Raw genomic sequence first — 24,878 nt, 5'->3', positions numbered from 1 at the left:
CCGTCTGCTTCTCAGTGAACCACCGATCCCAGGTAAGATCGTTAACATGGTTTCTGCAGGATTATCCGTCTGCTTCTCAGTGAACCACCGATCCCAGGTAAGATCGTTAACATGGTTTCTGCAGGATCCAGTTGAACCATCAGTGAAGATATTCAGGAAAATATTATCTCATCGAGGACGTAATCCTCCCATTCCCTTTCACCAAGGGCTATCTCAAGTTCCGATGGGTTAAGGAGTGGCCTATCATAAATCTGTGAGTCGTCAATGGCAATCCTCGGGCAAGCGGTAACCACGAACGCCTCGATATCCCTGAATGGCAGCAGTGCCTCTGGTGATACATTTTCAAGCAGGAATATGAATGCATCCCTTCCAGCAGACTCCAGCTTCCTCTTTATCTCAATGGCCAGTTTGAATCTCCTCTGTCCCTCCTTTGATGAGACTATTATCCCCCACCTCCTGGCGGAGGAGGCCCTGTTTATCCTTGCGAATCTGATCCTGAGGACCCTATCTGCAAATTCATCCACTCTCCTTACTTCGCCATGGTAGGGGTCAGCCACCACAACATCCCTTCCTGTTAAAAGTTTTATGCCCAGTGGATGGAAGTTTCCGCTTCCAATGAAGAGGTATGCGTCTGCATCGGTATCCCTGATGGCTGAAAAGTTACACCCGAGTACCTGGCCCTCGGCGGTGTTTACCCCTCTGCCCCTAACCACTTCAAAGCCCCTCTCCTCAAGGAAGGACGCTGCCTCATCAAGGAGGTGGAGGTGCTGTGCGGTTGTTGCAAGGCCCACCCTTTCGTGGCCATCCAGCAGACGGGCGGCATCCTCAAGGACACCCCTTATATCAACCCCTGAACGGGCCTCAATGAATATGACGGGCACCTCATAGTCAATGGGAAACGGTGTATGACCGTAGTGGATTATGAGATCAACCATGCCCTTCATCTTCCTGTCTGAAACATCACATGCACCGAAGCATGGGTCTGCAGATATAACAGCTGTCGCATCCGTTTCTGATTCTATAATCTCTGCAAGTTCAACAGCCCTTGTTTTAAGTCCCTCAGGAAATTGGAGTCCAACAAAATCTGCTTTGAGGCGCTTTATTTCCCTGATAACCCTTTCTGTTTCAAGATCATAGAGTGACATTTAATCATTCAGCCCCCCATCCGGGATGTCCTCAACGGTGACCCGCCCGTCAACAACATCCACCTTCACAAGGCTCCTTACAGTGAACCCTGTCCTCTCCTTCACCACCCTTGAGCCCTCACCCTTATCTATGACGGTTACAACGTCCACAACCTCCACTTCCATTTCCCTGAGGGCCTCAAGGACAGCCAGCAGTGTCCCGCCGGTACTCACGACGTCATCGATTACCATTACACGGTCGTCCCCATCAACACCGTTTATGTAAAGTTCTCCCTCACTGTAACCTGTCATCTGGTGGACCGCGACCTCCCCGGGGAGGCCGTACCTCCTTTTTCTTACAACAACAAATGGAATGCGGGTTTTGAGTGATAGCACCGTGGCATGGTGTATACCCATGGCCTCAATGCACACTATCTTATCCACACTGCCTGGATCCGGGTTGAATCTCCTCACTATTTCATCTGCAATTTCCTCAAGGATTTCAGGCTCTGTGAGCGGTATTCCATCAGTTACAGGGTTAACAAAGTAGTCATACTCCCCCTTCTTTATTACAGGGGAATTTCTGAGGCTTTCCTTTAGTTTATCAAGCATTTTTCAATCACCCGTTATGGTCTGTGAACAGTGATGATAACCTGACTGTTTCGGTGTATCAAAAGCGGCACAGGATACGCTTTATAAAGGATCTTAATATATAAGTTGGCCCCAACAATAGTTAATGATTACTGATCACTGCAGGTGAAACTATGCTTGGAAATCTGGGCAGGAGTCTCAGTAAAACTATGAAAAAACTGGCAGGGATGACCATAGTTGATGAGGAGGTCGTGAAGGAAGTCATTAAGGATATACAGAGGGCCCTGATCCAGTCTGACGTTAACATAAAACTTGTATTCAACCTTTCAAAATCAATAGAGGAGCGGGCTCTTAACGAGGAGCCCCCAAAGGGGATAACACCCAAGGAGCACATCATAAGCATAGTCTACGAGGAGATGGTTAAGCTCCTTGGTGAAAGGTCCCATGAATTAAAGATAGAGGAGAAGCCCTACCGGATACTCTTCCTGGGGCTCCAGGGGAGCGGTAAAACAACAACCATCGGTAAACTTGCAAGGTACCTGCGTAAGAAGGGTTTCACCGTGGGTGTGGTCTGTACAGACACCTGGAGACCCGCGGCCTTTGAACAGCTGAAGCAGTACACAGAGGGCCAGGATATCAGTGTCTACGGGGACCCTGAAAACAAAGACGCCCTTGACCTTGCAGAGAAGGGGCTTGAAAGGTTTCAGAAAAAGGATGTTATCATATTCGACACCGCAGGAAGGCACAAGGAGGAGAAGGACCTCCTCAGGGAGATGGAGGAACTCTCGGCCGTCATTAAACCCCATGAGGCTATACTCGTAATCGATGGGACAATCGGTCAGCAGGCAAGGGAACAGGCCCTTGCATTCAGGGCGGCCACAGATATCGGGTCGATAATCATTACAAAGCTTGATGGGTCAGCCAAGGGTGGAGGTGCACTCTCAGCGGTTGCAGAGATTGGTGCCCCCATCAGGTTCATAGGTACCGGGGAGCGGATAGATGACCTGGAGGTATTCGACCCTGAAAGGTTCATATCAAGGCTTCTTGGAATGGGGGACCTCAAGAGCCTCCTTGAAAAGGTTGAGGAGGTCTCAGATGAGGAACTTGCTGAGGAATCCCTAGACGCCATACTATCCGGGAAGTTCACACTGAAGGATATGAGGGTCCAGTTTGAGATGATGGGCAAGATGGGGCCCCTGCAGCAGGTCATGAATATGCTCCCGGGTGTCGGGAAACTCCCCAAGGATGCCACAAAGATGACCGAGGAGACCATAAGGAAGTACCTTATCATAATGGACTCCATGACAGAGGAGGAACTGGAAAAACCCGACATAATCAAGCAATCCCGGATCCGGAGAATATCAAGGGGGTCAGGTACCCGGAACGAAGACGTCAAGGAACTTTTAAAGTACTACAGGGTCACCAGGAAGGCCATGAAGGGCCTTGGCAGAAGGAAGATGGGTGGCCCCATGGGTCAGCTGATGAGGCAGTTCATGAGGTAGATCTGATTTAAACCAGGAGAATTAAAATGGACGTTCAGGAAAGACTTGATGCCATCTTGGATATCACAGACTCTAAAATATGTCCTCACTGCCTTGGAAGACGTTTTTTTGACGTCATGGAGGGTCCTGGAAATCGCCTGAGGGGTGAAAGGCTTGTTGAAAAATTTTCACTTCATCTGGAAGGCCCCTGCCTGGTATGTGGCGATGTGTTTGAGAGGCTCGATGAGGCTGCCCTGAGGGTCAGGGAGAAGGTGGATGACCTAAACCTGGAGTACTCATCGGTACTTGTGGGTACAAGGCTCCCTGATGATGTGCTCAGAATTGATGAAGAGATAAACAGGCGCCTTGGAGTCCAGGTGGAGGGTGTCAAAAGGGAGGTGAACCGTGAACTCGGCAAGAGGGTCACCTCCATCCTCCAGTGTGGTGCGGACTTTGAATCGCCGGACCTTGTAATAACTGTTGATCTGAGGGGGCAAATAAGGGTCCATGTTCAGATAAACCCCATCTTCATTGAGGGACGATACCGTAAACTTGTCCGCGGTATACCCCAGACAAAATGGCCCTGCAGGAGCTGCCGCGGGAGGGGGTGCAGCAGGTGTAATTATACCGGTAAAATGTACCCCACATCCGTGGAGGAACTCATATCAGAACCTGTCCTCGAGGCAACAGGGGGAAGTGACAGTAAGTTCCATGGCTCCGGCAGGGAGGATGTGGATGTGCGGATGCTTGGAACCGGAAGACCCTTCGTGCTGGAGATTAAGGAGCCGGCAATCCGCACACCAGATCTGAGGGCACTGGAGGATGAGATAAACAGAAGAGCCAGGGGCATGGTTGATGTGGCTGATCTGAGGTTCTCCTCAAGGAACCGGAAGGTGGAACTGAAGGAGTCATCAAGGAAAAAATACAAGGTCTACCGTGCCATTGTTGAACTCGAGGGTGCCGTTTCTGATGAGGATCTGGTAAAGCTTGAGAAACTTGACCTGATAAGGCAGCGGACCCCGTTGAGGGTTTCACACAGAAGGGCTGACAGGATCAGGGAACGCAGGGTCCTTGACATATCCTGGAAACGCCTTGACGATCACCTGGAACTCATAATAAAGGCTGAGGGTGGGCTGTACATAAAGGAACTGATCTCAGGGGACTCGGGCCGTACAGATCCCAGTGTGAGCAGCATCCTGGGCGTACCTGCAAGGTGCGCCAGCCTTGATGTCCTTGAGGTAGGGGAGGCCGCATGAAGATTCATCTGACCCGGCAGACAAGCCTGATGATGGTCTCCCCTTAAACCTGAAAGATCCCCTGACCTGAGGAAAAATATATATTTATGGAAATGTTAAATACAGAACTTATAAGTTTAGATGTCTGATTCTTGTAAGGTTTTAATGACTTTTACAAGCCATCACAGGCTTTTATGGAGGTTAAAAAATGAGAAGATCAAGAGGTTTCAGAAGTAAAACAAGACACAAGCTTCAGAAGGTTAAAAGACCTGGAAGATCAAACCCGATAACAAGGAAGATCCAGAGCTTCAGTGAGGGTGACCTTGTACACATAATAATAGATCCAAGCATCCACAGGGGCCAGCCACACCCCCGCTTCCATGGTAAAACAGGCCGTGTTGCCGGTATGATGGGCAGATCATATGTGGTGTCCATAAGGGACGGTAACAAGGAGAAACAGCTTGTGGTGAGGCCAGAGCACCTTCAGATGCAAGAGTGATTCCCATGATAGGGAAAAAGGTTCTGGAAAGTGAACCTGTTTCAATGGCAGAGGTTAAGGAGATACTCGAAAAATTCGGGGAAGAACATGAGCTCACCTACGAGCAGAACCTTGTCCTTGACCATGTAACCCGCTTTTCAAGGCTTGACCCTGAAACCAGCAGGAGTCTCATTGAGGAACTGATGGGTATCCCCAACATAAAGAGGAGGCATGCTGTCAAGATCGCAGATATCATGCCTGTGGACCTATCGGACCTCCGTTTAATCTTTGCCAAGGAAAGGGTTCCCATAAAGGCAGAGGACCTGCCAGGCATACTCGAGGTAATAGATAAATACCGGGTCGAATAAAAATAATATCTGACCTGAAAAATTAGAGTATGTGATTTCATGGAAGAGTACGCTATCATACTGGATTACCTTCCACTTGGCTACGTGAGTGAAGGTTTCGGTACATTCAAGAAGAGGCCTGTTGCCCAGGCTCTAGGAAAGGATGAGTTCACCCTCCTTGAGTTAACACCTAGGCCAGATGTTGACCTTGAGATTCATGAGGAGGTCTACATAGGTAAGGGTAAAAGGGATAAGATAGCCAGGATCAACAGGAGACTCCGGCACAATGAACTCACGGCCACGGCCAGGGTTGAACTGCCCTACGTCATTGAGGAAATAATAAAGTCCAACGAGGACAGGTTCGTGCGTTTCTTCAATGAGGCGGGCCCCATAAGCACCAGGCTTCATCAGCTTGAACTTCTTCCAGGAATCGGTAAAAAACATATGTGGGATATCCTGAAGGCCCGTGAGGAAAAGCCCTTTGAGAGTTTTGAGGACATAAAGAACAGGGTCCCGATGCTATCAGACCCTGTTAAACTCATCGTCAGGAGGGTCCTCATGGAACTGGACGTTGAGGGCGCCAAGCGGGGAAAAAGGAAGTACACAATATTCACAAGACCTCCCCAGAAGAAGAGGGACTGATTTTAACCCAATAACCAATTTATTTTATGACGGGACTCTACAGAGAGACAAGGGACGTTCTGAGGAAGTACGGTGTCAGGCTCAGAAGGAGTCTGGGGCAGAATTACCTTGTTGATGACGGCAAGAGGCGGCGCATACTGGGATATGCCGATCTGGGGGCCGATGATCACGTCCTGGAGATAGGGGCCGGCATAGGTACACTGACACTCCCCATGGCAGAACTTGCTGGTCATGTCACCGCAATCGAAAGTGACCCATTCATTGCAGGGATCCTTGCCGATAGAATAAAAGTGGACAACGTGGATATCATCGTTGGTGACGCCCTTAAGGTTGATTTTCCCGACTTCAACAAGGTTGTATCCAACCTGCCCTACCAGATATCCTCCCCTGTAACCTTCAGGCTTCTGAGGCATGAATTCGAGCTGGGGGTCCTCATGTACCAGAAGGAGTTTGCTGCAAGGATGGTTGCAGAGCCAGGTACACGGGATTACTCAAGGCTCTCCGTAATGCTGCACTTCCTTGCAGAGGTTCAGATAGTTGATTACCTCAAACCGGGCTGCTTCTTCCCGAGGCCCCGTGTTGACTCTGCAGTCGTGACTTTAAGGCCCACGGGGTTCAGGCTCCCGGCACTTTTTGAGGATGTGTGCCGTGCCCTCTTTCAGCACAGAAAGAAAAAAACCTCCAAGTCACTCAGGGAGTCATTCCACGAGATAAAGGCCGACCTGAACTTCAGTGAGGTTCTGGATGTTCTTCCATCTGAGATACTTGAGAAGAGGGTCTTCCAGCTGAAGCCAGAGGAGATACTTGAGATTACAGAACGCGTTGAGGAGCTATCATCGCCCTCATGAGCACCAGGACCTCTCTCAAGTGCACCACAATAGAAAAATATAAATATTATGTAAACTATTTTTTACATGGTGGTTGTTTTGATAATAGCAAGACCCGAATGGTTTGGAAGAAGAAAGTATGGTGGCTGGGGAGTTTCAGTTAAAACCTGGCAGGGCGCTGTATACCTGGCATCTGTGCTTCTCATCCTTGTAGCGGTCCAGCTCCTGCCCCTCAGCACCATGGCAAGAATATATGTGACGGCCGCATGGCTGGTATTCCTCTTCCTTGACATGTTTGATGTCATGTGGAAGGTCAGGAGGGATGAAAGGGAATACCTCCACGAGGCAGTAGCCGAGAGAAACGCGGCCTGGGCCATGATGCCTGTCCTTGTTGTGGGAATATTCATCCAGCTCATCTCAAGTTCCCTTAAGGGTGACCCCTACGTGGATCCAGTCCCGGTTATTGCACTGGTTGCAGGGGTTATCGCCAAATCAGTGACAAACTATCGCCTGGAGAGGGAAAATTGAAAACCCTGATAAGGGAATACAGAAATAAACTTGGACTGACCCAGGAGGAACTGGCAGAGATGGTGGGGGTTACAAGGCAGACCATAATAGCCCTTGAGAGGGGGCGCTACAATCCCTCCCTCATCCTCGCCCACAGGATCACAAGGGCCCTCAGGGGGGAGCACATCGAGGATATATTCCTCCTTGATGAGGATGGTTGAAATGATAAGGTACGGTGATCTGAAAATCGAAACATGCAGGGACATATATGAGCCTGCAGAGGACACCTTCCTCCTTGCAGATAACCTTGATGTTAGAGAGGGCGAAAGGGTCCTTGAAATAGGCACCGGTACTGGGCTGGTTGCCATAAAGGCCTCAGAGAAGGCCGATGTGACTGCAACAGATATAAATCCCGCTGCAGTTGAATGTGCCAGAAAAAACGCTGCCCTGAATGGCTCCACGTTAAGGGTACTCCAGGGTGACCTCTTTGATCCTGTGAGGGGTGAGAAATTCGATGTTATACTCTTCAACACCCCCTACCTCCCGGTGGGAGAGGAGGATCTCACAGAGGACCCCATAGACCTTGCCTGGAATGGGGGACCCGACGGGAGGAGGGTTATAGACCGCTTCCTTGATGGTGTGGCCGAACACCTCAAGCCCGGTGGAAGAGTCCAGCTCGTTCAATCCTCACTCTCAGACACCAGTAGGACACTTGAAAGGCTCCGGAGTCTTGGTTTTGATGCGGAGGTTACCGCGAGTGAAAGGTACTTCTTTGAGGAGATAGTACTCATAAGGGCCATTATGAAAGCTAGGGATCCCTTATGAGTATCCCATCGAACACGAGGACTGCATCGCCCTCCATGTAGGCCCCCAGCTCTGTACCCTCCTGGTAGACGTCTATTTTCAGTTCACCTCCAGGTAGATGCACCAGGACGCTGTCATCCAGTTTTTCGAGTTTAACCCCTGCAATAACACTGGCAGTGGCCCCTGTTCCACATGCCATTGTTGGCCCGGCGCCCCTCTCCCAGGTTACCATGATGATCTCAGATGGATCAACCACCTCAACAAAGTGCACGTTGATCCTCTCAGGAAAGAGGGGGTGATTCTCTATTGCAGGTCCAAGCCGCTCCAGGTCCACCGATCCGGCATCATCCACAAATATCACCGCATGGGGGTTCCCGACGCTCAGGGCTGTGAGTTTGATATCCTCACCCTCAACCGGGAGGAAACGGTCTATGAACTCATATTCCCCCACATCCATGGGTATCTGGTCTGTCTTGAATGTTGCTGTGCCCATATCAACCCTTGCGGAGACCACTGAACCATCATCCCCGATCTCAAGCTCCACGGTTTTGATGCCTGCAAGGGTTTCAGCGTCAAGTTTTTTCTTTCTCACAATTGCATTTTCGTATACAAACTTTGAGAAGCACCTTATTCCGTTACCGCACATCTCTGCCTCGCTTCCATCGGCATTGAATATCCTGAACCTTATATCCCCTTCACCAGCTGGTGGCTGGACAAATATGACGCCATCGGCCCCAACAGAGAATCCCCTGGTACAGACCTCCCTGACGAATTCAGGCTTTTTATCCTCGGGTATGCATTCCTGTGTGCTCTCATCTATAACCACATAGTCATTTCCAAGTCCATGCATCTTGGAGAACATTACCATCCTCGTCATTCTATCTACCTCTTAAGAAGCCTTGCAGGTACAACCTGCCCTGCCAGTAGATCAGCGAATGTCTCCCTCCTCCTCACAACCTCGGCCTCGCCATCCCTTACAAGCACCTCAGCCGGTCTTGGGCGGGAGTTGTACTGGGATGCCATTGAGAAGGAGTAGGCACCTGCATTCATGATGGCAAGTAGATCGCCCTCATTGACCTCAGGCAGGGGTCTGTCCCTGGCAAAGAGGTCCCCTGATTCACATACATTCCCTGCTATGTCTATCTTTTCTGAGGGCCCGGCAAGGGGCCTGTCTGCAACCAGGATGTGGTGGTAGGAGCCATACATTGCAGGCCTCAGCAGTGTGTTGAAGCCCGCGTCAACCCCTGCGAATTTCCTGTAGCTCTCCTTTACTGTGTTAACGCGTGTTAGGAGATACGATGCATCACCAACTATGTACCTTCCAGGCTCAAGGCACATAACAGGCTTTCCAAGACCATAATCAGATAATTTATCCTTAAAGAGGCCAGTTATCCTTGATGCAAATTCATCAATGTCCAGTGGCTCCTCATCTGGAGTGTATGGTATACCCAGACCTCCGCCGAAGTCTATGAATTCAAATTCGACCCCTGTCTCCCCATGAACCCTTCCCGCGATATCCATCAGGGACTCAACTGCCAGCATGAAGGGCTCCGGGTCAAGTATGCCTGACCCTATATGAGCGTGTATACCCACCGGCTTAAGGCCAAGGTCTAGTGCGAGTCTGTAAACCTCCGGGGCCTCGCTTTCCATGATGCCGAACTTGCTCATCTCCCCGCCGGTGATGCAGTGCTCATGGTGGCCTGCACCCACAAGGGGGTTGACCCTGAATGATACCTCAAGTCCCTCAGGGGCCATCTCCGCCAGCCTCAGAAGCTGTGACCTTGAATCAATATTGATCCTCACACCCGCTTCAAGGGCAAACTGCAGCTCATCATCCCTCACATTGTTGCCTGTGTAAAGGATCCTTTCAGGGTCAAAGCCTGCCATGAGGGCGGTGTAGATCTCCCCAGGGGACACAGCATCGATTCCGCTGCCCTCCTCCTCCAGTATCCTCATGACCGCGAGGTTGGTGTTGGCCTTGCATGCGTAGAATACCTGGAAGTCTGGATAGTTCCTGGAGAATGCCCTGTGGAGCCTCCTGTAATTGTCCCTTATTCTCATCTCGTCGATGACATAGAGGGGGGTGCCGTATTCATCTGCCAGTTCAACTGCATCGGCGCCTCCAATCACAAGGTGTCCCTTATCGTTAACCTCAATATCAGAAAACATAATCGGTGATCCTCCCAGATTAATTAATGAATCAATCAAATCTTTCATTCAACTGACTAATAAAAGTTCGTGGGATGTGAAAATATGAAACCATTCATACCGGTTGTTAGGGCCCTTATAAGGGGTGATGATGGTGTTCTCATTCTGAAAAGAGCCGGTGATTCGGCAACAAACCCCTCACTTTGGGAGCTTCCCGGTGGAAAACCTGATGGTGGTGAAACACTGGATGAGGCATTATTAAGGGAAGTTTATGAGGAGACAGGCCTTGAAATCAGGCCTGTGCATGTTCTGGGTGCATTTGAGCAGGTTTTCCCGGAGAAGGTATCGGTCAACATTATCTTCTCTACTGAGTTTAGAGGGGGCGTTCCGAAAATCAGCAGCGAACACGAGGACTGGTGCTGGTTCACTGGTGGTGAAATGGACTTTTCACCCTGGCTCCGTGAATTTAAAAATAAAAATCCATGGCTTTTTGGGCAGACCAAACCTCGATGACACCACTTTACCATTACTTACTGAACCTCGGAGATGACATGTCCAAGGACATAGACCGCTGCGTCTATCTCCTCCTTCTTTATGACAAGTGGAGGCGTTATCCTTATCACGTTATCCGCAGTACAGTTTACCAGCACCCCCATCTTCCTTGCCTCGTCAACGACACTGCTGCAGCCGCCATCAAGTTCTATCCCGATCATGAGGCCCACGCCACGGATATCCTTCACAGAATCACAGCCCTGCAGGACCTGCCTGAGCCTTGCCATGAAATAGGAACCCATCCTGGCTGCCCTCTCAGGGAGCTTCTCATCCAGCAAAACCTCAATGGTTGCTATGGCAGCTGCACATCCCAGCGGGTTCCCCCCGAATGTTGATCCATGGTCTCCTGGTTTGAATGCCGATGCAACCCTTTCATCTGCAAGTACTGCACCTATTGGGTATCCTCCACCCATGGCCTTTGCAACCGTGGTGATGTCAGGTCGCACATCAAATAGCTCCGATGCGAACATTGCCCCGGTCCTTCCAAAACCTGTCTGTACCTCATCGAGTATGAGGAGAACATCGTTCTGCCTTGCAAGTTCCCCCACGTCCCTCAGGTAGCCCTCAGGGGGGACGATAACGCCGCCCTCACCCTGCACTGGTTCAAGTATTATGGCTGCTGTGTCATCTCCTATGGCATCTGCCATTGCCCCCAGGTCACCGTAGGGGACGTGTTTGAATCCCTCTGGCAGCGGCCTGAATGGTTCACTGTACTTCTTCTGTCCCGTGGCGGTTACAGTTGCAAGGGTCCTTCCATGGAAGGAGTTCTCCGCGGCTATTATTTCGGATTTTCCTGTGAACTTTCTTGCAAGTTTTATGGCCCCCTCATTTGCCTCAGCACCGCTGTTTGCAAAGAAAACCCTGTCATGGGGGGATATCCCTGTGAGGAGCTTTGCAAGTTCCGCCTGCTCCCTGGTATAGTATATGTTGGATGAGTGGATGAGCCTCTGGGCCTGGTGACAGATTGCAAGGGCAACCTTGGGGTGGGCATGTCCAATGCTATTAACCGCAACACCGGCAAAGCAGTCAATGTAGGAGTTACCATCAATATCCCATACAGTGGCGCCCTTTCCATGTGATAGTACAATGGGCTGCCGCGTGTAGGTCTGCATGATAAATTTTTTTTCAAGTTCAATTACTTCCTCTGAATCCATGATATCACCGACATGTGGTGGACTTATATTAATCTTGAACCTAAAAGGATAATAAATATGTATGTTATGGTGGTTAAATGAAAAGGGCTGTTATTGAAACCGTTAAGGGAGAAATAGAGCTCATCCTCTTCCCTGAGGATGCCCCGAATACAGTTGCCAATTTTGAGAAACTTGCAAATACCGGCTTCTATGATGGACTCACATTCCACAGGGTAATACCTGACTTTGTGATTCAGGGTGGCTGCCCGGTGGGTGATGGTACCGGTGGTCCAGGTTACACCATAAAGTGTGAGATAAACCCCAATAAACACGTGAAGGGGGCCCTTTCAATGGCCCATGCAGGGAGGGACACCGGTGGTAGTCAGTTCTTCATAACACTCTCCCCCCAGCCTCACCTTGATGGGGTTCACACCGTCTTCGGGCGGGTTGTGAAGGGCATGGATGTTGTTGAATCAATAGAGAGGGGTGACCGTATGCTGAAGGTCAGGGTCTACGATGAATGAGAATTCCCTCTTCGATTTCATTGAGGATCAGGATGAGGACATCCCGGTCAGGGTCTACGACGAGTGATGTTTTCCCGGTGGTGTGAAATTCTATCTGAGGGGTATCTCGCCACGGTAGAACCTTCTAAGGACCCCTGCGTAGACCTCTGCGATCTCCTCAGCCACCCTGAGGTGGCCCTCATTGTAATTTTCAGGGGGATCCGCTGCCACTATCTGCCCTAGGATCCCCTCATCATCCTTCACCGCCACGGATAGGAATTTTGAAACCTTTATGTGTCCCTCAGGTATCCCATGGGCTGCAGGGTGTCCTGCCGGGTTGTTGGTGAAGAATGACTCCCCTGTATCAAGGGAGTACCCTAGGAGGCCCCCGTACCTCCCGCTTTTGGGGAGCCTGAACCTTGCCTCGCCCAGTTCCTCATAGTAACTGCAGTAATCGGTCAGGTGGGAGAACCTTATACCGACACTGTCACCATTTTCAGGGTCAACGTAGGCAACATAGCAGTACCTGCTTCCTGTTCTCATTTTTATTTCATCAAAGACAATATCAGAGGCTTCCTTAACAGACGAAACAGATTCAAGTTTTTCCCTCAGATCATTCATTCTGGCCCTCCAGTGACCTTATATAACTGTAGAGTGGGTGCCCTGGTCGAACCCTGTCCAGGACCCTGCCCCGCACCTCATAAAGGGGGTACCTTCCCCCATCGGTTATGACAGCGGCACCATCCAGCCCCTCAACCCTGAGGATCCTGGATCCAACCATTACCTCATGGCCCATCCTGAGGCCGGAGGTGCTATCCCTGATGATTATGTATCCCCCCTTCTCCCTGATTATCTTAATGGTGGGCTTCTCAGTCTTATCCCTGATCCTTAAGAGTACAGTTTCATGATAGCTCTCCCCGAGTCCCTTCACCTGTTCTGTGAGTTCCTCCTCAAGGGCCGATCTGAGACGCATCCATGCCTCAACCTCCCTGCAGCCTATCCTGTCCCTTGTTGACCTCTGAGGACACTTCCAGCAGTATTTTTCATCCAGGACCCTCCTGAGTTCCCTGAAAGATTTCCCTGCGGCCCTCCTGAATTCATCAATAACATCCTTCATCTTAAAGTTCCCGGGCACAGGTTGCCCTTCATCATTGGCCTCTGAGTTTTTCAAGTAGCCCTGACCTCCTTGCATGGTTGAAGAGGTAGAGCTGGACGTAACCAGCCATTTCACCGTACTCTCGGGCTGCAAATTCAGAAATATCCCTGGCACTGAAGTTTCTATCAGGGTACAGGTGGTTCATTATCCTCCTCACCCATACATCGACAGGGAAGGCCTCGGTCTTCCTGAACCCATAGAGGAGTATGCAGTCAGCCACCTTCGGTCCGACCCCTGGCAGTTCAAGGAGGACCTCCCTGGCATCCTGGTAGTCCATCCTGTGGATTTTGCTGATATCAAGTTCCTCAGAGAGTATCCTTGAGGTCTCCCTTATGTAGGGGGCCCTGTAGCCCACCCCACATGACCTGAGGTCAGTGAACCTGAAATCATCGGGTAGTTTATCCTCGCGCCTCTGAAGGTCCTCAAGTGATTCCTCCTCAACCCCTGCAAGGGTGGCAGGAGATGGGAAGGTGTAGAACCTCTCCCCCAGGAATTCGTGGCAGTCACCCCAACCCCTTTTGATATCAGCCACTGCCCTTGTCCATCTCTTAATGGAGCAGTTGGCGGAGGCTATGGATGAGATTATGCACTCAAATGGATCCTTTGCAAGGAATAGCCTCAGGCCCCCTGATGATTGAATGGTGTCTGATAGCCCCTTATCCTCAAGAAAACTGTATAAATCTTCAATTTCAAATTTAAGGTCGAATATGTACTCTATCTTCTTCTTTAAAGGTTTTCTGGGGACATCAATGTAGGGGTTCACCCTGAGGACTTCATCCTCAACCCTCACCTCCACAGGGCATGGCACTCCCCCGATTATGAGGAGCTCCCTGAAGGCGCCGTCAGTCCTTCTCCATGGTGGCTGGGATGTCTGGCCACTCTCCTGGGTCAGTTCAAGGTCGAATTCCCTTACAGGTATATCCATGTATAGTTTAACCCCGTTTTTCCTGTAGCCTGACCGGGATACCCCTTGAATGAAGGTACTCCTTCACAGCGGGGACCGGATACTCGTTGAAGTGGAATATACTTGCAGCGAGGGCCGCGTCTGCCTTTCCATCTGTGAAGGCCTCGTATATGTGCTGGGGGTTTCCCACCCCCCCTGATGCTATGACAGGTATGTCCAGGTTTTCGCTCATGGTTCTTGTGAGTGGAATGTCATAGCCCTCCTTTGTGCCGTCGCGGTCCATGGATGTGAGGAGTATCTCCCCTGCCCCCCTGTCCTGGCACTCCATTGCCCAGTTTATGGCGTCTATCCCTGTGAATTCCCTTCCACCGTATATGCTGCACTCGTACCAGCAGTAGCCGTCGTCAACTTCTATTATGAATCTCTCATCGGATTCCCGGGGGTTTTCAATGTATCTCTTCTTGGCATCTATTGCCACGACACATGCCTGGGACCCCACGAGTTTTGATGCCTCACTGATGAGTTCAGGGTTTTTTATTGCCGCCGTGTTTGTTGAGCACTTATCTGCGCCGGCCTTCAGCATCTTAACGTAGTCTTCTGGTTTCCTTACGCCTCCGCCCACACATATGGGCACGAAGACGTTCTCGGTGGTTGCCTCTATCACATGGGTCATGGTCTCCCTTCTCTCATGGGAGGCTGTTATGTCAAGGAAGACTATCTCATCGGCACCATCCTCGTAGTAGCGGGTTGCAAGTTCCACAGGGTCCCCCGCATATCTTATCCTCTTGAATTCAACGCCCTTCACGACCCTCCCATGCGGAACCTGGAGGTCGCAGTCAAGACATGGTATTATCCTCTTTGCAAGCATTTCAATCGCCACTGGCCCATTAAGATTCCTGAAAGTTTATGTATATCTAACGGGTACCCTCTATAAATCTGTGGTGGTGTACGGCTTATGAGAAAATATTTAAATGGTTAAGTTTAAATAGAGAAGTGTCTGTAGGGCCCGTAGTCTAGCCTGGAATATGACGTGGGACTTCGGATCCCAAGGTCGGGGGTTCAAATCCCCCCGGGTCCGTATTTTATTTTGTTTTGAATTTATTAAATAAAAGCCTAAAATCATTTATTCTACAGCCCATTCATAGCTATCAAGTAATTACCTAGTTCACAAGTATCATTGCGATGGGTAATATGATGGTGGTTTTAATGAAGTCAGAGAAGAGTTATTTTGTAAGTATGGCTGGAATGGTGATTGTTCTCATATCAACACTACTTCTCATCCTATCCTCAGGGGGCATCCCGGCAAGCGGACTCTTTCAACTCATCTACCACCGATTGAACACAGCCCTGTTTTACATTCTGCTCAATCTGCTCCTCCTAAGTCTCCTGAAGGCATGGTGGGGGGAGAACTGGCAACCATGTCTCCTATCCCTTGCCATCATCAACATCACAGGTATCACCTATTCAACACTCATGGATATCAGTTTAACCAAAGGCACAATAGAGAGCCTATGGTCAGCCATTCTCCCAGCCGGAATAATCAACATCATCCCAGAACCCCTCAAACACAAAAGAACCCAAAAAAAGAGGGGATGAAAAAATAATATCCACCAATTAACAGTATCCCCAAAGCTATAACAAAAAAGGGATATAAAGAGTTCTCGAAGACAAACCATGCGCCCAATAACCCTGATGATCACCAGCTGACAGGAAAGCAACCCGCAGAAGAATCCTTTCCCATCAACGTGAATAATACATTAGAAGTGAACCGTAATATATATATGAGTTTTTCTTATAGATTTATTATCAATTTATGGTGGTGATGATGGATGAGAAAGTTGTGTCTTTGGGGTTTGCTGATCCTCTTCACACTCGCAGTATCCTTTAACGCTGCTGCGGCCGCAGAAACCCCACAGGATAACAGCAGCAACCCCACCGATCCCATGGAACTATCCACAGCAGATAACCCTGAAGTGAACTTCACGGATCCAGCAGAGTTCACCATAGACGATAACATCACAGCCGACACCACAGGAGTGGTTATGCAGACCAGGAACTACACCTGCGGGCCGGCAGCACTCGCCACACTACTCCAGAACCTCGGAATAAACACAACCGAAGATGAGCTCGCAGACCTCGCCGAAACCACAGAAGACGGAACAACAATGCAGGGACTCATCAAAGCAGCAAAGGCCAAAGGCGTGAACCTCATTGGAGTGAAACTCAACATCACTGAACTCCGCGGGAACATGATCGCCTATACAGTGAGTGACGGCGAGGGACACTACACCCTCATCAGGGAAGTCACCAGCAACACCGTTAAACTCGCAGACCCCACACAGGGAAACATAGAAATACCACTGGAAGAATTCCAGAAAATCTACACCGGCTACACCCTCACAACCACCAACCAAACAGAAACAACTGAAAACACAACAGAACCAGAAAACCAGACAAACCCAGAAAACCAAACAGAAACAGAGCCCCATATAAACACAGGAAAAATCCTAAGCACCGAGGAAATGCAGAGGATTAAAGGGCGGTTATGGTGGCTTCCAGTGACTTTATATGGGCTGGGTAATCTAATCATCACAATCAGAGATAAATATGTTCCTCAAAGATACTGGAAATATTGTGCTTATCATCCGCCAAACAAGAAGGTGAAAGCATACGTGGGGCGTGATCACTGCATACATTATGTAGAATACTAACCACCAAACCAATTATTTTTTAAAAGAGGAGGAAAGCTATGAAATATAAAAGGTTTATATTAACGCTGCTGGCGGTTTTTGCCATAACTGCAGCTATAGTTCTATCAGGGTGGCTGCAGGGGGATGAGCTGGCCCCATTCTTCTATGCTGTCTCAGGGGACCCTGTTGATTCAGCAGCCTATATTCTCATTTTAGATGTCATTGCTATACTGTTCATGACTGGTTTGAAGGAGGTTATCATAGACACGGGTGGATGCTATGACCATGGCTTTACCGGGACACTGCTGATCAGCGCCCTGTTCACACTGGGATTCAACCTCATAGGTTTAACAAACGCCATCCTCACTGAAACACCCATCAACAAAAATGTTGTGGGCACCACATGCGTCGCGCTTACAGTAACCGCCACCGCATATATCGCCTTTACAGTGTTAACCATAATCAAGCCAGTAACTGATTCAAAAGATTGAGAAAAAAGCATTATTAAAATACAGTAAGCAAAAAAATAAAAAATGGCATGGTGAGGAGTTTAACTGGTGGAATGTTTATTACATGGTTTGCCGGGACATTGCAGGGGGATCCTGGTAAAGGATGCTCCCATATCCTCTTTGAACCTGCAGAAGGGCGTTATTATCGTGCACATTGTGGGTGGTGGTATTAAAGTACCGCCATTCCTCCTTATTCAGAGGTTTTTAGGCCTATTCACGGTTTTTATGGTAATTTCATTCCTCTATGTGTTTGATGTCCATGTAGCATCAGAGTTCATGGTTTTTCTCTTGATGCTTACCATGCTCTCCCTCTAGGTTATAGAACTTCAAACCAGCACAATAGAGGGCATCTTAAAATTTTTGTTGAGACGGTCCTAACAGCACTCCTCCTCTACATCATACTGGTACTTCAACCAACGCTAAACACCTTAAACTGGTATGTTGCCATCATATTACTGACAACACTCCTCCTGATCAACACACCCCAACTGAAAACCCTCCTAAGAACCAGCAGTAAAAACAAAAAGACATAGGGTACCTTTTTGGGATGCTAAGACCCTATTTATATCAATGTTGAGGTAGAAGGGTGGCTTCATTGTGGAGATATTGGGAAAGTAGATTTTCGATGGGTTCCAAGATTATAGTGAAAGCTACATGGTCTGGTACCGTCACGAGGGTTATGGATATGCATCATGATGGGGCCTCCCTATTCATTGATAGGTGGTGATTTAGTGCGAAGTGCATATGTACTCATGGCTGGGGTTATATTGCTCCTTTTTCCTGGATGGTGAGCAGAAATTCAGGTTTCCTTCTGGGCCTGGCATTCGCCATCTTCACGGGACTCGTTATCGCACGCTTCAGTAAGCCTGCTGAAGAAAAGAGCAACATGATAATATCAGCAGTATCCTGTTACACAATCCTTGTCATGCTGCAAGCTCTTAGAGGTTTTCCATTAAATTCGTGGACATTGCTGTTCACAGCAGGGTCATTTTTCCTCTCACTGATCCTCATGCAAACAGGAAGCATTCTAAACAGCGCCCTCCCCCAGTAAACATTTAATTTCTGGGAAGCCAACCTACCAGGTAATCCATTTAACGTTTTTTATATCTGGATGATCATCTGGTGGAAGTGAATATAACCTGATGATAAAAAATAAAATTTTAGGCCCTGAAACATGGGATGCAGACTATTTCACCATTCTTTATTCTTGCCCTGTGCTCTGAAACCGGTTCTCCACATTCAGCACATCTCACAGATCCATAGATCCTCGCCTTCTCTGGAATCTCCTCCACCACATCGGTGACATCAAAGAGTTCATGGGGGTCCATTTCAAGTATCCTGTCTGTCATCTCAGCCCTGTCAGCAACTCCCAGTTCATCCATGAGTTCATCAATGGTCTTTTTAAGGGATATCCTTATCCCCTCACCTGTTTTTCTGTTCAGGAACGTGTAGACATGTTTTCCATGGTCCCTGAATATCAGGTTCCCCTTACCGAATGTGCACCCTGTCATGAACTGGATGGAGTCTATGCTGCAGCTGTCGTTCTCAACAACCGCCACTATCTCCTCATCCTCTGATCTTCCAAATCTCTCTGCCACGATCTTTCCAACCATGTATCCAAGGGCTGTTCCCGCACAGGAATGACCGTGAAATTTGACTATGTCACTATAATCCATGTTATCACCCATTCTATCTCTGGAGGCCACACTAAATATAAACGTTTGTGCTGGATCCAGAGAATATTATTACTCATACTTATATTAATTTAAAAAAAGTAATAATATTAATTTTTATAGTAGTAAAATTATCTTAGTGAAAAATGGATGGAGGTGAAAAAATGCGTGAGCTATTTCTGGTCTCAGTGCTCTTACTGATGGTCCTAATGACAGGATCAGTGGCGGCTGCAGACAACACAACCTGTGAGGTTGGCGTACTTGTCAGTTACCAGTATAGTGATGACACAGCCAGAATAAACCCAACATTTGAGATCACAGACTCGGGGGTTGGTTTGAATTACACGAGAACCTACGACCCATCAAGCGGCTACACAAAGCTGATATTCCAGCACACAAATATAAGCTCAGCAAATCTTACACTCACGGTGAGGGCCCCTGGATACATAACCGCAGAGAGAAGACTCAACCTCACATTAAACCCGAGGGATCCCAGAGACACAAGGTACTACTCCAGCCTGAACCTTCTGCTCAATGCAACAGAAGCATACCGTCTTGGCAGAGATGTGACCGAGAGGGCCGACAGAATCCTGAACTTCACATCAGGAAGTGAAGTCCTGGTTATAACAACCGCAGGTCTTGTTAAATACAGAAATAAGACGACCGAAGACGTGATAGAGGGCATACTCAACAGGGCAGGGGGTGTTATCAGTTATGGAAAGGCAAACATACTCACCCTCAGGAGAACAGCAGTGGATCCACTCTGCACGGCCTTCATAATAAAAAAGGGCAAAGACCTTCTTATGGCTTTTTACAGGAACAGCACCCTTGTTTATCTTGGAACCGTCTCCCAGAACATGACCATCACCCAGTGGAACAACCTGACCTCAAGGCTGGGGGAAGACGCCTTCCCGTTCGCAAGCCTTGCCAATGCATGGGCTGTTGGAGCCCCCGCTGACCTTCTCAAGCAGGCAGCTTTCCACGGTCACATGTGTATTGGAACAATCAGCGGCTATGCCATGAGCAAAACGTTATGCATGTACTACCCGCCACTTCAGGACTGGTCAACAGGTTCCCCAATAGAAATCACCAACTATGTAACAATAGGTGTTCCAGGCGGATCAGATGACGACGCACTCATAGTTGCACTCGACAATACACCTGGAAAGAGGTCATACCTTGGCTTTGATACATCAGGTACTGGTGCAGATGCGAGTATGGTTGGCTTCATAAGATGGAACTCAAGGACAAATACGGGTACCCTTGTTGTCATGAAGTTTGACCAGCAGGCACTCATCGACCTCTACAAAAGGGAAACAGGTGCAATAGCAGTATCAGAACTCAAATTCAATGCCTGGCTTGTTAAAAAGGTTACACAGAACCCCACATCACTTGTAACCATAGTCAAAGAGCTCGATAATCTCACAGCCGATCAGTACTACTACCTTGTGGGAAGGGAGGTCAACTATAACCAGGTGAACGAAACCCACGGCCTTGACATGGAATACATAAACAGACTCAATCTTCCAAATGCAACCAGGGCAACCCCCGCCACATCAGCTGGTGGTGTGAATTACACGGAGCTCAGGGAGATCGGAAAAAGGGCTGCTGAGATGGCAAAGAACATATTCATGGCTGAGAGGGGTGTGAACCTTGAAAGAGATAGTCTCAACATTGCCGTCCTCACATCGGCAGGTTACGTCTACCTCAACGGCACGCCAACAGATGCATGTTATGACGGAATCTTTGAGGTCCTTGGTTCAAGACTCAGCAGGAAAAATCTGCTACCGATCCACAGCCCATTCTACAAGCCCCTGTGGTTCACATTCGTCCTTAAGGGAGCCGATGGAAGAACACTGGACTCAGTATACATAACCTACAACCCCACAACAGGTGCCCTCACTGCATGGGCCACACCGGATGGTATACGGGTCAACGACATAGGTCCCGCAGCCCTTAATGACGCCGCAAGAGACACCGCAAATTCAAGGATATTTGGAAGTTCATATTTCAGCATAGAGAGCATAGCAAACGCATGGAAGTACGACATCCCCTACGACCAGCTCGTGACGTTCCTATTCCACAACCATGTCTGCCCCGGTGTTCAGCCAGGTTTCTTCATAACAGAGTATGCCTTTGAGAACTATCCTCTGGAAGCTGGCCAGCAGTACCAGTGGTTCGGGACAAGCATATACTGCAAGGACGACGCCCTCCTCTACCTCATGGGTGTGAGTCCTGGTACAGGCACATACTTTGCGAAGAGGGTCCTCCAGGATGAACTTGAATCACCCATGATCCCCGGTGGAAGTGAAGAGGGAATACTCATACTATGGGACCCCGTGAAGAAGGTTGGTAAGGCGGTGATGATAAGCTTCAGATGGCCACAGTTTGACCTCAGTGACTGCACCACAAGGAATGCCATGTTCGAGAAATGGGCTGCCGCCTTCATAATGCTCTACAGCGGCCAGACACCAGCTTACATGACATCTCCCATGGTGCTAACAAAGGAGGTTGAAAAGTGGATAACAGAGGACGAGCTGAGGGTGATACAGAGTGGTGCAAATGGTAACCCGCTCGCATACCTGCGTTCAATACCTGCAAGAACTCTGGATGACCTCATACCTGTGAACAATGGAGGATCACAGAGTGGGAACCAGGGAGGTGTTCCTGGTGGCTCCACAGGCGGCTCAACTGGTGGTGTGTCCTCAGGTTCTCATGGTGTTACAGGTGTCCATGCCGGTTACTCACCGGGTGTTGACCTCAGTACTTCACCTGCCGGTGAGAGTGCTGCATCTGAAGTCTCAGAGGAGTCCCCGGTTGAAGGTAAGAAGGCATATGAGGTTAAGAATGCGACATCATCTTCCAGTGGCGGAGACTCATCATGGTATGTTTATGGTATCGTGGGCGTCCTTGTGGCTGCTGGTCTCGTGGCCTTCGGGTTCCTAAGGGGTGGAGCTGGAAAATAAAAAAACTTTTTTCTTTTTATATATCACTCATTGACTATGGCCTCCTTGAAGAACTCAGGGAGGAGCGACCTGTAGAGGGGGCTTCTGAAGAGCATCTCTATGTTACCGTCCAGTATGTAGGTGTAGCATGAGTCGTCATGAGCCCTCATACCACGCCCATATGCCTGCATCAGTGTCATTATGGTCTTGTAGGCGTACCACCTCTGGTCCATCCTCTGCCTCCTGTTCACCTGCTTATCCCCAAGGTAGGGGAAGGGTATCTTGTAGATCACCTGGAACCTGCACTTATCATAGGGTAGATCAACGCCCTCGCTCATTGATGGGCTCACAAGGACCAGTGGTTCAGTGGAGTCCTCAAAGTATCTTAGAACGGCCTCCCTGTTGGATGCCTTGTGGTCGATGAGTCTCCTGTTTGGTATGTTCTCCATTATGAACCTCTGGCAGCGGTAGTTGTGTGTATGTATGAGTCCCTTATCGTTTCTGTGCCTCTCAAGGATTCTGTTCAGTATGGGGATGGTCTCCGGGGCCGTCTGCTTTATCCGGTTCCTTGACATTTTCCCGGCGATCTTCAGTTCTATGGGTCTTCTTGATGCCGGGAATGGGCTGTCGACCCTTACTATGTAGGCCTCATCGGGTTTTATGCCCAGCCACTGGCAGAAGAGCCTCTCATTCAGTATTGTGGCGCTCATGAAGAGGCATGATTCAGAGTAGGAGAAGAGGCGGTCATGTGCATAGTGGTGGACCCTGAGGGGTTTGAATGAAACCGATTCACCGTCGGAATCAATAACCCAGTTTTTTGGTTCATCCTCAAGGCTCATTTTAAGTTCCGAGAGCCTCTTGATGGTCCTCTTTATCCTGTCCCTCCTCTTCCTGGGCAGTGATTCCAGTTCAAGGTCGCTGTAGTGGTCTGCTATGGCTTCAACCTGGAGGATCCACTCGGCGGGGTCATCCTCCTGCATCATGCTGGAGGGTATCGTCCTCTTAATGTCCTTCCTGAGTCGCCTGTTGGATATGGTGACCTCCAGTCGCTTCATGAGTTTATCCTCGATGTTGTGGGCCTCGTCCAGTATCATGAGGTTCCTCCTGTCAAAGTGGCCCACGTAGTTCAGTTCAAGGAATGCATAGTCATAGTTCATGAGGGTTATGGGGCTGTTTATGGCCTCTGCCTTCTGTTCCCAGTAGTGGCAGTGCTCATCTGTCCTGAAGAATACCCTGTTGCCATATGAGTCCCGGAATGCCTCCTCACCCAGGAGTGTTTCGCCCCTCACAACACCGTAGGGGCAGTGGAAGTTCTCTGATGATGGGGTTGTCTGGCAGGTGCCCATGTCACAGGTTGACTCCAGGTCGTCGTTGCGGCAGAGGAAGTTGCCCCTCCCCTTCACAACCGGAAACCCGAATTCAGTGGCATACTGGTCCTGGAGCTGTTTTGTCATTGTGAGTATGTATGCCGGCTGGTAGATCCCTGCTAGGGTACATGCTATTGCCGACTTCCCGGTGCCTGTACCTGCCTCGAGTATAACGTAGCGGTAGCCGTCCTCAAGTGCCTGGTAGATGTCGTTTATGATATCAAGCTGTCCTGGTCTTGGCTGGGGAAAGGGAAAGTTCTCTATGATTTCGCCGGGTATGTGGGGATACCTCTTCTGGAGGTCCTCGTTGATGGAATCTGATTTCTCATGGGATTTTATGAGGTTCCTGAAGAATGAAAGGCGCCCCCTGCCCCTGCATGTGCAGTTATCCCTCATCATTCCACAGTCGGGACAGAAAAGTGGGTTTTCCATGGGGTCTATTTAAGGGTGAGGAACTATATAAGTTTAGAGAGTGCCACTGAAAACAAATTCATTATCTGCAGAATGATCATCAGGTGTTTCTAATGAATGGAAAACTCATAGGTGTGGGTGTTGGGCCAGGTGACAGTGAACTTTTAACCATAAGGGCCCTGAAGGTTTTAAGATCAGTTCCAGTTATATGCGCTCCCCGTTCCTCATCTGAAAGAGACAGCATAGCCCTTTCAATTGTGAAAGATGTTTTAAGTGAACGTGACGATGATTACAGGGTAATTGACCCTGTATTCCCCATGACAGATGATAGGGATGAACTTGAAAGGCACTGGGATGAGGCTGCCCGCCTGGTTTCAGGGGAACTTGCCTCAGGGAGGGACGTTGCATTTATAACCCTGGGTGACCCCTCCATCTACAGCACCTTCAGTTACCTTCAGAGGCGGATTGAGGATATGGGCTTCGAGACAGAGATGGTTCCAGGTGTGACATCATTCACAGCATGTGCTGCAAGTGCAGGTACGGCTATCGTGGAGGGTGATGAGATCCTTGTTGTGGTGCCAAGGGTTGATGAGCGCTTCAGGAGCATAATTGAAAACGTTGATGCCTGCGTTATAATGAAAACCTCACGTCACGGGAGGCGTGCCAGGGAGGTTGTGGAGTCTGACCCCCGGGATAGGTATGTTGTATCTGTGGAGAACTGCAGCATGGACGATGAGGTGGTTGAGAGGGGCTTCCCGTCAAAGGGGAGGTACCTTGCAACGACCATAGTGAGGTTCAGGGGCAGCATCTAATGGTGAAAGCCCTGCTGGGGGTTCCTGGATAGTCTGACC

The 24,878-nt window shown here is 49.2% G+C and carries 29 protein-coding genes and 1 tRNA gene; 19 read left to right on the top strand and 11 right to left on the bottom strand.

All coding sequences use genetic code 11. The features are described 5' to 3' along the window. Window positions 1-152: 152 nt before the first annotated feature. Window positions 153-1,145, bottom strand: coding sequence for a diphthamide biosynthesis enzyme Dph2 (dph2, locus tag QFX39_RS03955; RefSeq protein WP_300477681.1), 993 nt, complete (start codon window positions 1,143-1,145; stop codon window positions 153-155). After that, a complete protein-coding gene (gene hpt / locus QFX39_RS03950; RefSeq protein ID WP_300477680.1) occupies window positions 1,146-1,736 on the bottom strand; it encodes a hypoxanthine/guanine phosphoribosyltransferase in 591 nt (196 codons plus the stop codon). Between the two features lie 152 nt (window positions 1,737-1,888). Between hpt and QFX39_RS03945 the strand changes: the two genes are divergently transcribed. The 9 genes from QFX39_RS03945 (at window position 1,889) to QFX39_RS03905 (ending at window position 8,057) form a co-directional block, all read left to right on the top strand. Further along, a complete protein-coding gene (locus QFX39_RS03945) occupies window positions 1,889-3,217 on the top strand; it encodes a signal recognition particle protein Srp54 (protein ID WP_300477679.1) in 1,329 nt (442 codons plus the stop codon). 26 nt (window positions 3,218-3,243) lie between these two features. Next, window positions 3,244-4,452, top strand: a complete 1,209-nt coding sequence (locus QFX39_RS03940; protein ID WP_300477678.1) for a tRNA pseudouridine(54/55) synthase Pus10 — start codon at window positions 3,244-3,246, stop codon at window positions 4,450-4,452. A gap of 187 nt (window positions 4,453-4,639) precedes the next feature. Next, a complete protein-coding gene (locus QFX39_RS03935; protein ID WP_013296488.1) occupies window positions 4,640-4,930 on the top strand; it encodes a 50S ribosomal protein L21e in 291 nt (96 codons plus the stop codon). A gap of 5 nt (window positions 4,931-4,935) precedes the next feature. Next, window positions 4,936-5,277 carry an RNA polymerase Rpb4 family protein gene (locus QFX39_RS03930; protein ID WP_300477675.1) on the top strand — a complete coding sequence of 114 codons (342 nt, stop codon included), beginning with the start codon at window positions 4,936-4,938 and terminating at the stop codon, window positions 5,275-5,277. Between the two features lie 39 nt (window positions 5,278-5,316). Next, entirely contained in the window at window positions 5,317-5,898 is a 582-nt protein-coding gene (locus QFX39_RS03925; protein ID WP_147671364.1) for a DUF655 domain-containing protein, read from the top strand. A 26-nt stretch (window positions 5,899-5,924) separates the two neighbouring features. Beyond that, the gene (gene rsmA / locus QFX39_RS03920) at window positions 5,925-6,746 is read left to right on the top strand and encodes a 16S rRNA (adenine(1518)-N(6)/adenine(1519)-N(6))-dimethyltransferase RsmA (protein WP_300477671.1); all 822 of its coding nucleotides are present in this window, start codon (window positions 5,925-5,927) and stop codon (window positions 6,744-6,746) included. A 66-nt stretch (window positions 6,747-6,812) separates the two neighbouring features. Beyond that, window positions 6,813-7,253, top strand: coding sequence for a hypothetical protein (locus tag QFX39_RS03915; RefSeq protein WP_300477670.1), 441 nt, complete (start codon window positions 6,813-6,815; stop codon window positions 7,251-7,253). Continuing rightward, a complete protein-coding gene (locus tag QFX39_RS03910; RefSeq protein ID WP_300477669.1) occupies window positions 7,250-7,453 on the top strand; it encodes a helix-turn-helix transcriptional regulator in 204 nt (67 codons plus the stop codon). The genes QFX39_RS03915 and QFX39_RS03910 overlap by 4 nt, the downstream gene beginning before the upstream one ends. Next, a complete protein-coding gene (locus QFX39_RS03905) occupies window positions 7,440-8,057 on the top strand; it encodes a HemK2/MTQ2 family protein methyltransferase (RefSeq protein WP_300477668.1) in 618 nt (205 codons plus the stop codon). Before QFX39_RS03910 ends, QFX39_RS03905 begins: the two co-directional genes overlap by 14 nt. Here QFX39_RS03905 and dapF read toward each other — a convergent pair. Both dapF and lysA read right to left on the bottom strand, forming a co-directional pair. Next, window positions 8,041-8,913 (bottom strand): diaminopimelate epimerase, encoded by an 873-nt coding sequence (gene dapF, locus QFX39_RS03900; RefSeq protein ID WP_300477667.1) that lies wholly within the window; start codon window positions 8,911-8,913, stop codon window positions 8,041-8,043. The two genes, QFX39_RS03905 and dapF, sit on opposite strands and share 17 nt — an antisense overlap. Before the next feature lie 5 nt (window positions 8,914-8,918). Then, window positions 8,919-10,205, bottom strand: a complete 1,287-nt coding sequence (gene lysA, locus QFX39_RS03895) for a diaminopimelate decarboxylase (RefSeq protein ID WP_300477665.1) — start codon at window positions 10,203-10,205, stop codon at window positions 8,919-8,921. An 84-nt stretch (window positions 10,206-10,289) separates the two neighbouring features. Here lysA and QFX39_RS03890 point away from each other — a divergent pair, with 84 nt between their 5' ends. Further along, the gene (locus QFX39_RS03890) at window positions 10,290-10,697 is read left to right on the top strand and encodes an NUDIX domain-containing protein (RefSeq protein ID WP_300477663.1); all 408 of its coding nucleotides are present in this window, start codon (window positions 10,290-10,292) and stop codon (window positions 10,695-10,697) included. A gap of 17 nt (window positions 10,698-10,714) precedes the next feature. Here QFX39_RS03890 and QFX39_RS03885 read toward each other — a convergent pair whose 3' ends face one another. Further along, entirely contained in the window at window positions 10,715-11,890 is a 1,176-nt protein-coding gene (locus tag QFX39_RS03885) for an acetylornithine transaminase (RefSeq protein WP_300477661.1), read from the bottom strand. Between the two features lie 77 nt (window positions 11,891-11,967). On the opposite strand from QFX39_RS03885, the gene QFX39_RS03880 reads away from it, so the two are divergent. Further along, the gene (locus QFX39_RS03880) at window positions 11,968-12,393 is read left to right on the top strand and encodes a peptidylprolyl isomerase (protein ID WP_013296499.1); all 426 of its coding nucleotides are present in this window, start codon (window positions 11,968-11,970) and stop codon (window positions 12,391-12,393) included. A gap of 90 nt (window positions 12,394-12,483) precedes the next feature. On the opposite strand, the gene QFX39_RS03875 is transcribed toward QFX39_RS03880, so the two are convergent. Genes QFX39_RS03875 through hisF form a run of 4 tightly spaced genes read right to left on the bottom strand, consistent with a single transcriptional unit; the run spans window position 12,484 to window position 15,300 of the window. Next, window positions 12,484-12,993 carry a GAF domain-containing protein gene (locus QFX39_RS03875; RefSeq protein ID WP_300477657.1) on the bottom strand — a complete coding sequence of 170 codons (510 nt, stop codon included), beginning with the start codon at window positions 12,991-12,993 and terminating at the stop codon, window positions 12,484-12,486. After that, window positions 12,986-13,543, bottom strand: coding sequence for a hypothetical protein (locus tag QFX39_RS03870; protein ID WP_300477655.1), 558 nt, complete (start codon window positions 13,541-13,543; stop codon window positions 12,986-12,988). The genes QFX39_RS03875 and QFX39_RS03870 overlap by 8 nt, the downstream gene beginning before the upstream one ends. Further along, window positions 13,521-14,453 (bottom strand): DNA glycosylase, encoded by a 933-nt coding sequence (locus tag QFX39_RS03865; RefSeq protein ID WP_300477653.1) that lies wholly within the window; start codon window positions 14,451-14,453, stop codon window positions 13,521-13,523. Before QFX39_RS03865 ends, QFX39_RS03870 begins: the two co-directional genes overlap by 23 nt. A 7-nt stretch (window positions 14,454-14,460) precedes the next feature. Further along, on the bottom strand, window positions 14,461-15,300 hold the full coding sequence (gene hisF / locus QFX39_RS03860) for an imidazole glycerol phosphate synthase subunit HisF (RefSeq protein WP_300477963.1): 840 nt from the start codon (window positions 15,298-15,300) through the stop codon (window positions 14,461-14,463). A 134-nt stretch (window positions 15,301-15,434) separates the two neighbouring features. Between hisF and QFX39_RS03855 the strand changes: the two genes are divergently transcribed. The 6 genes from QFX39_RS03855 (at window position 15,435) to QFX39_RS03830 (ending at window position 18,682) form a co-directional block, all read left to right on the top strand. Further along, window positions 15,435-15,510 (top strand) — tRNA-Arg (locus QFX39_RS03855). Between the two features lie 128 nt (window positions 15,511-15,638). Then, window positions 15,639-16,028 carry a hypothetical protein gene (locus QFX39_RS03850; protein ID WP_300477652.1) on the top strand — a complete coding sequence of 130 codons (390 nt, stop codon included), beginning with the start codon at window positions 15,639-15,641 and terminating at the stop codon, window positions 16,026-16,028. 233 nt (window positions 16,029-16,261) lie between these two features. Next, entirely contained in the window at window positions 16,262-17,143 is an 882-nt protein-coding gene (locus QFX39_RS03845; RefSeq protein ID WP_300477651.1) for a cysteine peptidase family C39 domain-containing protein, read from the top strand. Between the two features lie 38 nt (window positions 17,144-17,181). Then, entirely contained in the window at window positions 17,182-17,613 is a 432-nt protein-coding gene (locus QFX39_RS03840) for a hypothetical protein (protein ID WP_300477650.1), read from the top strand. Window positions 17,614-17,679: 66 nt separating this feature from the next. Beyond that, complete coding sequence (locus QFX39_RS03835) at window positions 17,680-17,946, top strand: hypothetical protein (RefSeq protein WP_300477648.1); 267 nt, start codon at window positions 17,680-17,682, stop codon at window positions 17,944-17,946. A gap of 472 nt (window positions 17,947-18,418) precedes the next feature. Continuing rightward, on the top strand, window positions 18,419-18,682 hold the full coding sequence (locus QFX39_RS03830) for a hypothetical protein (RefSeq protein ID WP_300477646.1): 264 nt from the start codon (window positions 18,419-18,421) through the stop codon (window positions 18,680-18,682). A gap of 109 nt (window positions 18,683-18,791) precedes the next feature. Here the strand turns inward: QFX39_RS03830 and QFX39_RS03825 are convergent, their stop codons facing one another. Further along, complete coding sequence (locus tag QFX39_RS03825; protein WP_300477645.1) at window positions 18,792-19,307, bottom strand: FmdE family protein; 516 nt, start codon at window positions 19,305-19,307, stop codon at window positions 18,792-18,794. A gap of 161 nt (window positions 19,308-19,468) precedes the next feature. Between QFX39_RS03825 and QFX39_RS03820 the strand changes: the two genes are divergently transcribed. Continuing rightward, window positions 19,469-22,270, top strand: coding sequence for an FmdE family protein (locus tag QFX39_RS03820; RefSeq protein ID WP_300477643.1), 2,802 nt, complete (start codon window positions 19,469-19,471; stop codon window positions 22,268-22,270). Between the two features lie 23 nt (window positions 22,271-22,293). On the opposite strand, the gene QFX39_RS03815 is transcribed toward QFX39_RS03820, so the two are convergent. Beyond that, on the bottom strand, window positions 22,294-24,048 hold the full coding sequence (locus QFX39_RS03815) for an ATP-dependent DNA helicase (RefSeq protein WP_300477642.1): 1,755 nt from the start codon (window positions 24,046-24,048) through the stop codon (window positions 22,294-22,296). 92 nt (window positions 24,049-24,140) lie between these two features. Between QFX39_RS03815 and cobI the strand changes: the two genes are divergently transcribed. Next, window positions 24,141-24,839 (top strand): precorrin-2 C(20)-methyltransferase, encoded by a 699-nt coding sequence (cobI, locus tag QFX39_RS03810; RefSeq protein WP_300477641.1) that lies wholly within the window; start codon window positions 24,141-24,143, stop codon window positions 24,837-24,839. Window positions 24,840-24,878 lie beyond the last annotated feature (39 nt).

This window comes from Methanothermobacter sp., from assembly GCF_030055425.1.
Classification (GTDB): Archaea; Methanobacteriota; Methanobacteria; order Methanobacteriales; family Methanothermobacteraceae; genus Methanothermobacter.
This window is presented reverse-complemented; position numbering and strand designations above follow the sequence as displayed.

Bases quoted from the DNA above. Each gene is read 5' to 3' on its own strand.
- dph2 (WP_300477681.1), bottom strand. From the start codon at position 1,145: ATGTCACTCTATGATCTTGAAACAGAAAGGGTTATCAGGGAAATAAAG.
- hpt (WP_300477680.1), bottom strand. From the start codon at position 1,736: ATGCTTGATAAACTAAAGGAAAGCCTCAGAAATTCCCCTGTAATAAAG.
- QFX39_RS03945 (WP_300477679.1), top strand. From the start codon at position 1,889: ATGCTTGGAAATCTGGGCAGGAGTCTCAGTAAAACTATGAAAAAACTG.
- QFX39_RS03940 (WP_300477678.1), top strand. From the start codon at position 3,244: ATGGACGTTCAGGAAAGACTTGATGCCATCTTGGATATCACAGACTCT.
- QFX39_RS03935 (WP_013296488.1), top strand. From the start codon at position 4,640: ATGAGAAGATCAAGAGGTTTCAGAAGTAAAACAAGACACAAGCTTCAG.
- QFX39_RS03930 (WP_300477675.1), top strand. From the start codon at position 4,936: ATGATAGGGAAAAAGGTTCTGGAAAGTGAACCTGTTTCAATGGCAGAG.
- QFX39_RS03925 (WP_147671364.1), top strand. From the start codon at position 5,317: ATGGAAGAGTACGCTATCATACTGGATTACCTTCCACTTGGCTACGTG.
- rsmA (WP_300477671.1), top strand. From the start codon at position 5,925: ATGACGGGACTCTACAGAGAGACAAGGGACGTTCTGAGGAAGTACGGT.
- QFX39_RS03915 (WP_300477670.1), top strand. From the start codon at position 6,813: ATGGTGGTTGTTTTGATAATAGCAAGACCCGAATGGTTTGGAAGAAGA.
- QFX39_RS03905 (WP_300477668.1), top strand. From the start codon at position 7,440: ATGAGGATGGTTGAAATGATAAGGTACGGTGATCTGAAAATCGAAACA.
- dapF (WP_300477667.1), bottom strand. From the start codon at position 8,913: ATGACGAGGATGGTAATGTTCTCCAAGATGCATGGACTTGGAAATGAC.
- lysA (WP_300477665.1), bottom strand. From the start codon at position 10,205: ATGTTTTCTGATATTGAGGTTAACGATAAGGGACACCTTGTGATTGGA.
- QFX39_RS03890 (WP_300477663.1), top strand. From the start codon at position 10,290: ATGAAACCATTCATACCGGTTGTTAGGGCCCTTATAAGGGGTGATGAT.
- QFX39_RS03885 (WP_300477661.1), bottom strand. From the start codon at position 11,890: ATGGATTCAGAGGAAGTAATTGAACTTGAAAAAAAATTTATCATGCAG.
- QFX39_RS03880 (WP_013296499.1), top strand. From the start codon at position 11,968: ATGAAAAGGGCTGTTATTGAAACCGTTAAGGGAGAAATAGAGCTCATC.
- QFX39_RS03875 (WP_300477657.1), bottom strand. From the start codon at position 12,993: ATGAATGATCTGAGGGAAAAACTTGAATCTGTTTCGTCTGTTAAGGAA.
- QFX39_RS03865 (WP_300477653.1), bottom strand. From the start codon at position 14,453: ATGGATATACCTGTAAGGGAATTCGACCTTGAACTGACCCAGGAGAGT.
- hisF (WP_300477963.1), bottom strand. From the start codon at position 15,300: ATGCTTGCAAAGAGGATAATACCATGTCTTGACTGCGACCTCCAGGTT.
- QFX39_RS03850 (WP_300477652.1), top strand. From the start codon at position 15,639: ATGAAGTCAGAGAAGAGTTATTTTGTAAGTATGGCTGGAATGGTGATT.
- QFX39_RS03845 (WP_300477651.1), top strand. From the start codon at position 16,262: ATGAGAAAGTTGTGTCTTTGGGGTTTGCTGATCCTCTTCACACTCGCA.
- QFX39_RS03840 (WP_300477650.1), top strand. From the start codon at position 17,182: ATGAAATATAAAAGGTTTATATTAACGCTGCTGGCGGTTTTTGCCATA.
- QFX39_RS03825 (WP_300477645.1), bottom strand. From the start codon at position 19,307: ATGGATTATAGTGACATAGTCAAATTTCACGGTCATTCCTGTGCGGGA.
- QFX39_RS03820 (WP_300477643.1), top strand. From the start codon at position 19,469: ATGCGTGAGCTATTTCTGGTCTCAGTGCTCTTACTGATGGTCCTAATG.
- QFX39_RS03815 (WP_300477642.1), bottom strand. From the start codon at position 24,048: ATGGAAAACCCACTTTTCTGTCCCGACTGTGGAATGATGAGGGATAAC.
- cobI (WP_300477641.1), top strand. From the start codon at position 24,141: ATGAATGGAAAACTCATAGGTGTGGGTGTTGGGCCAGGTGACAGTGAA.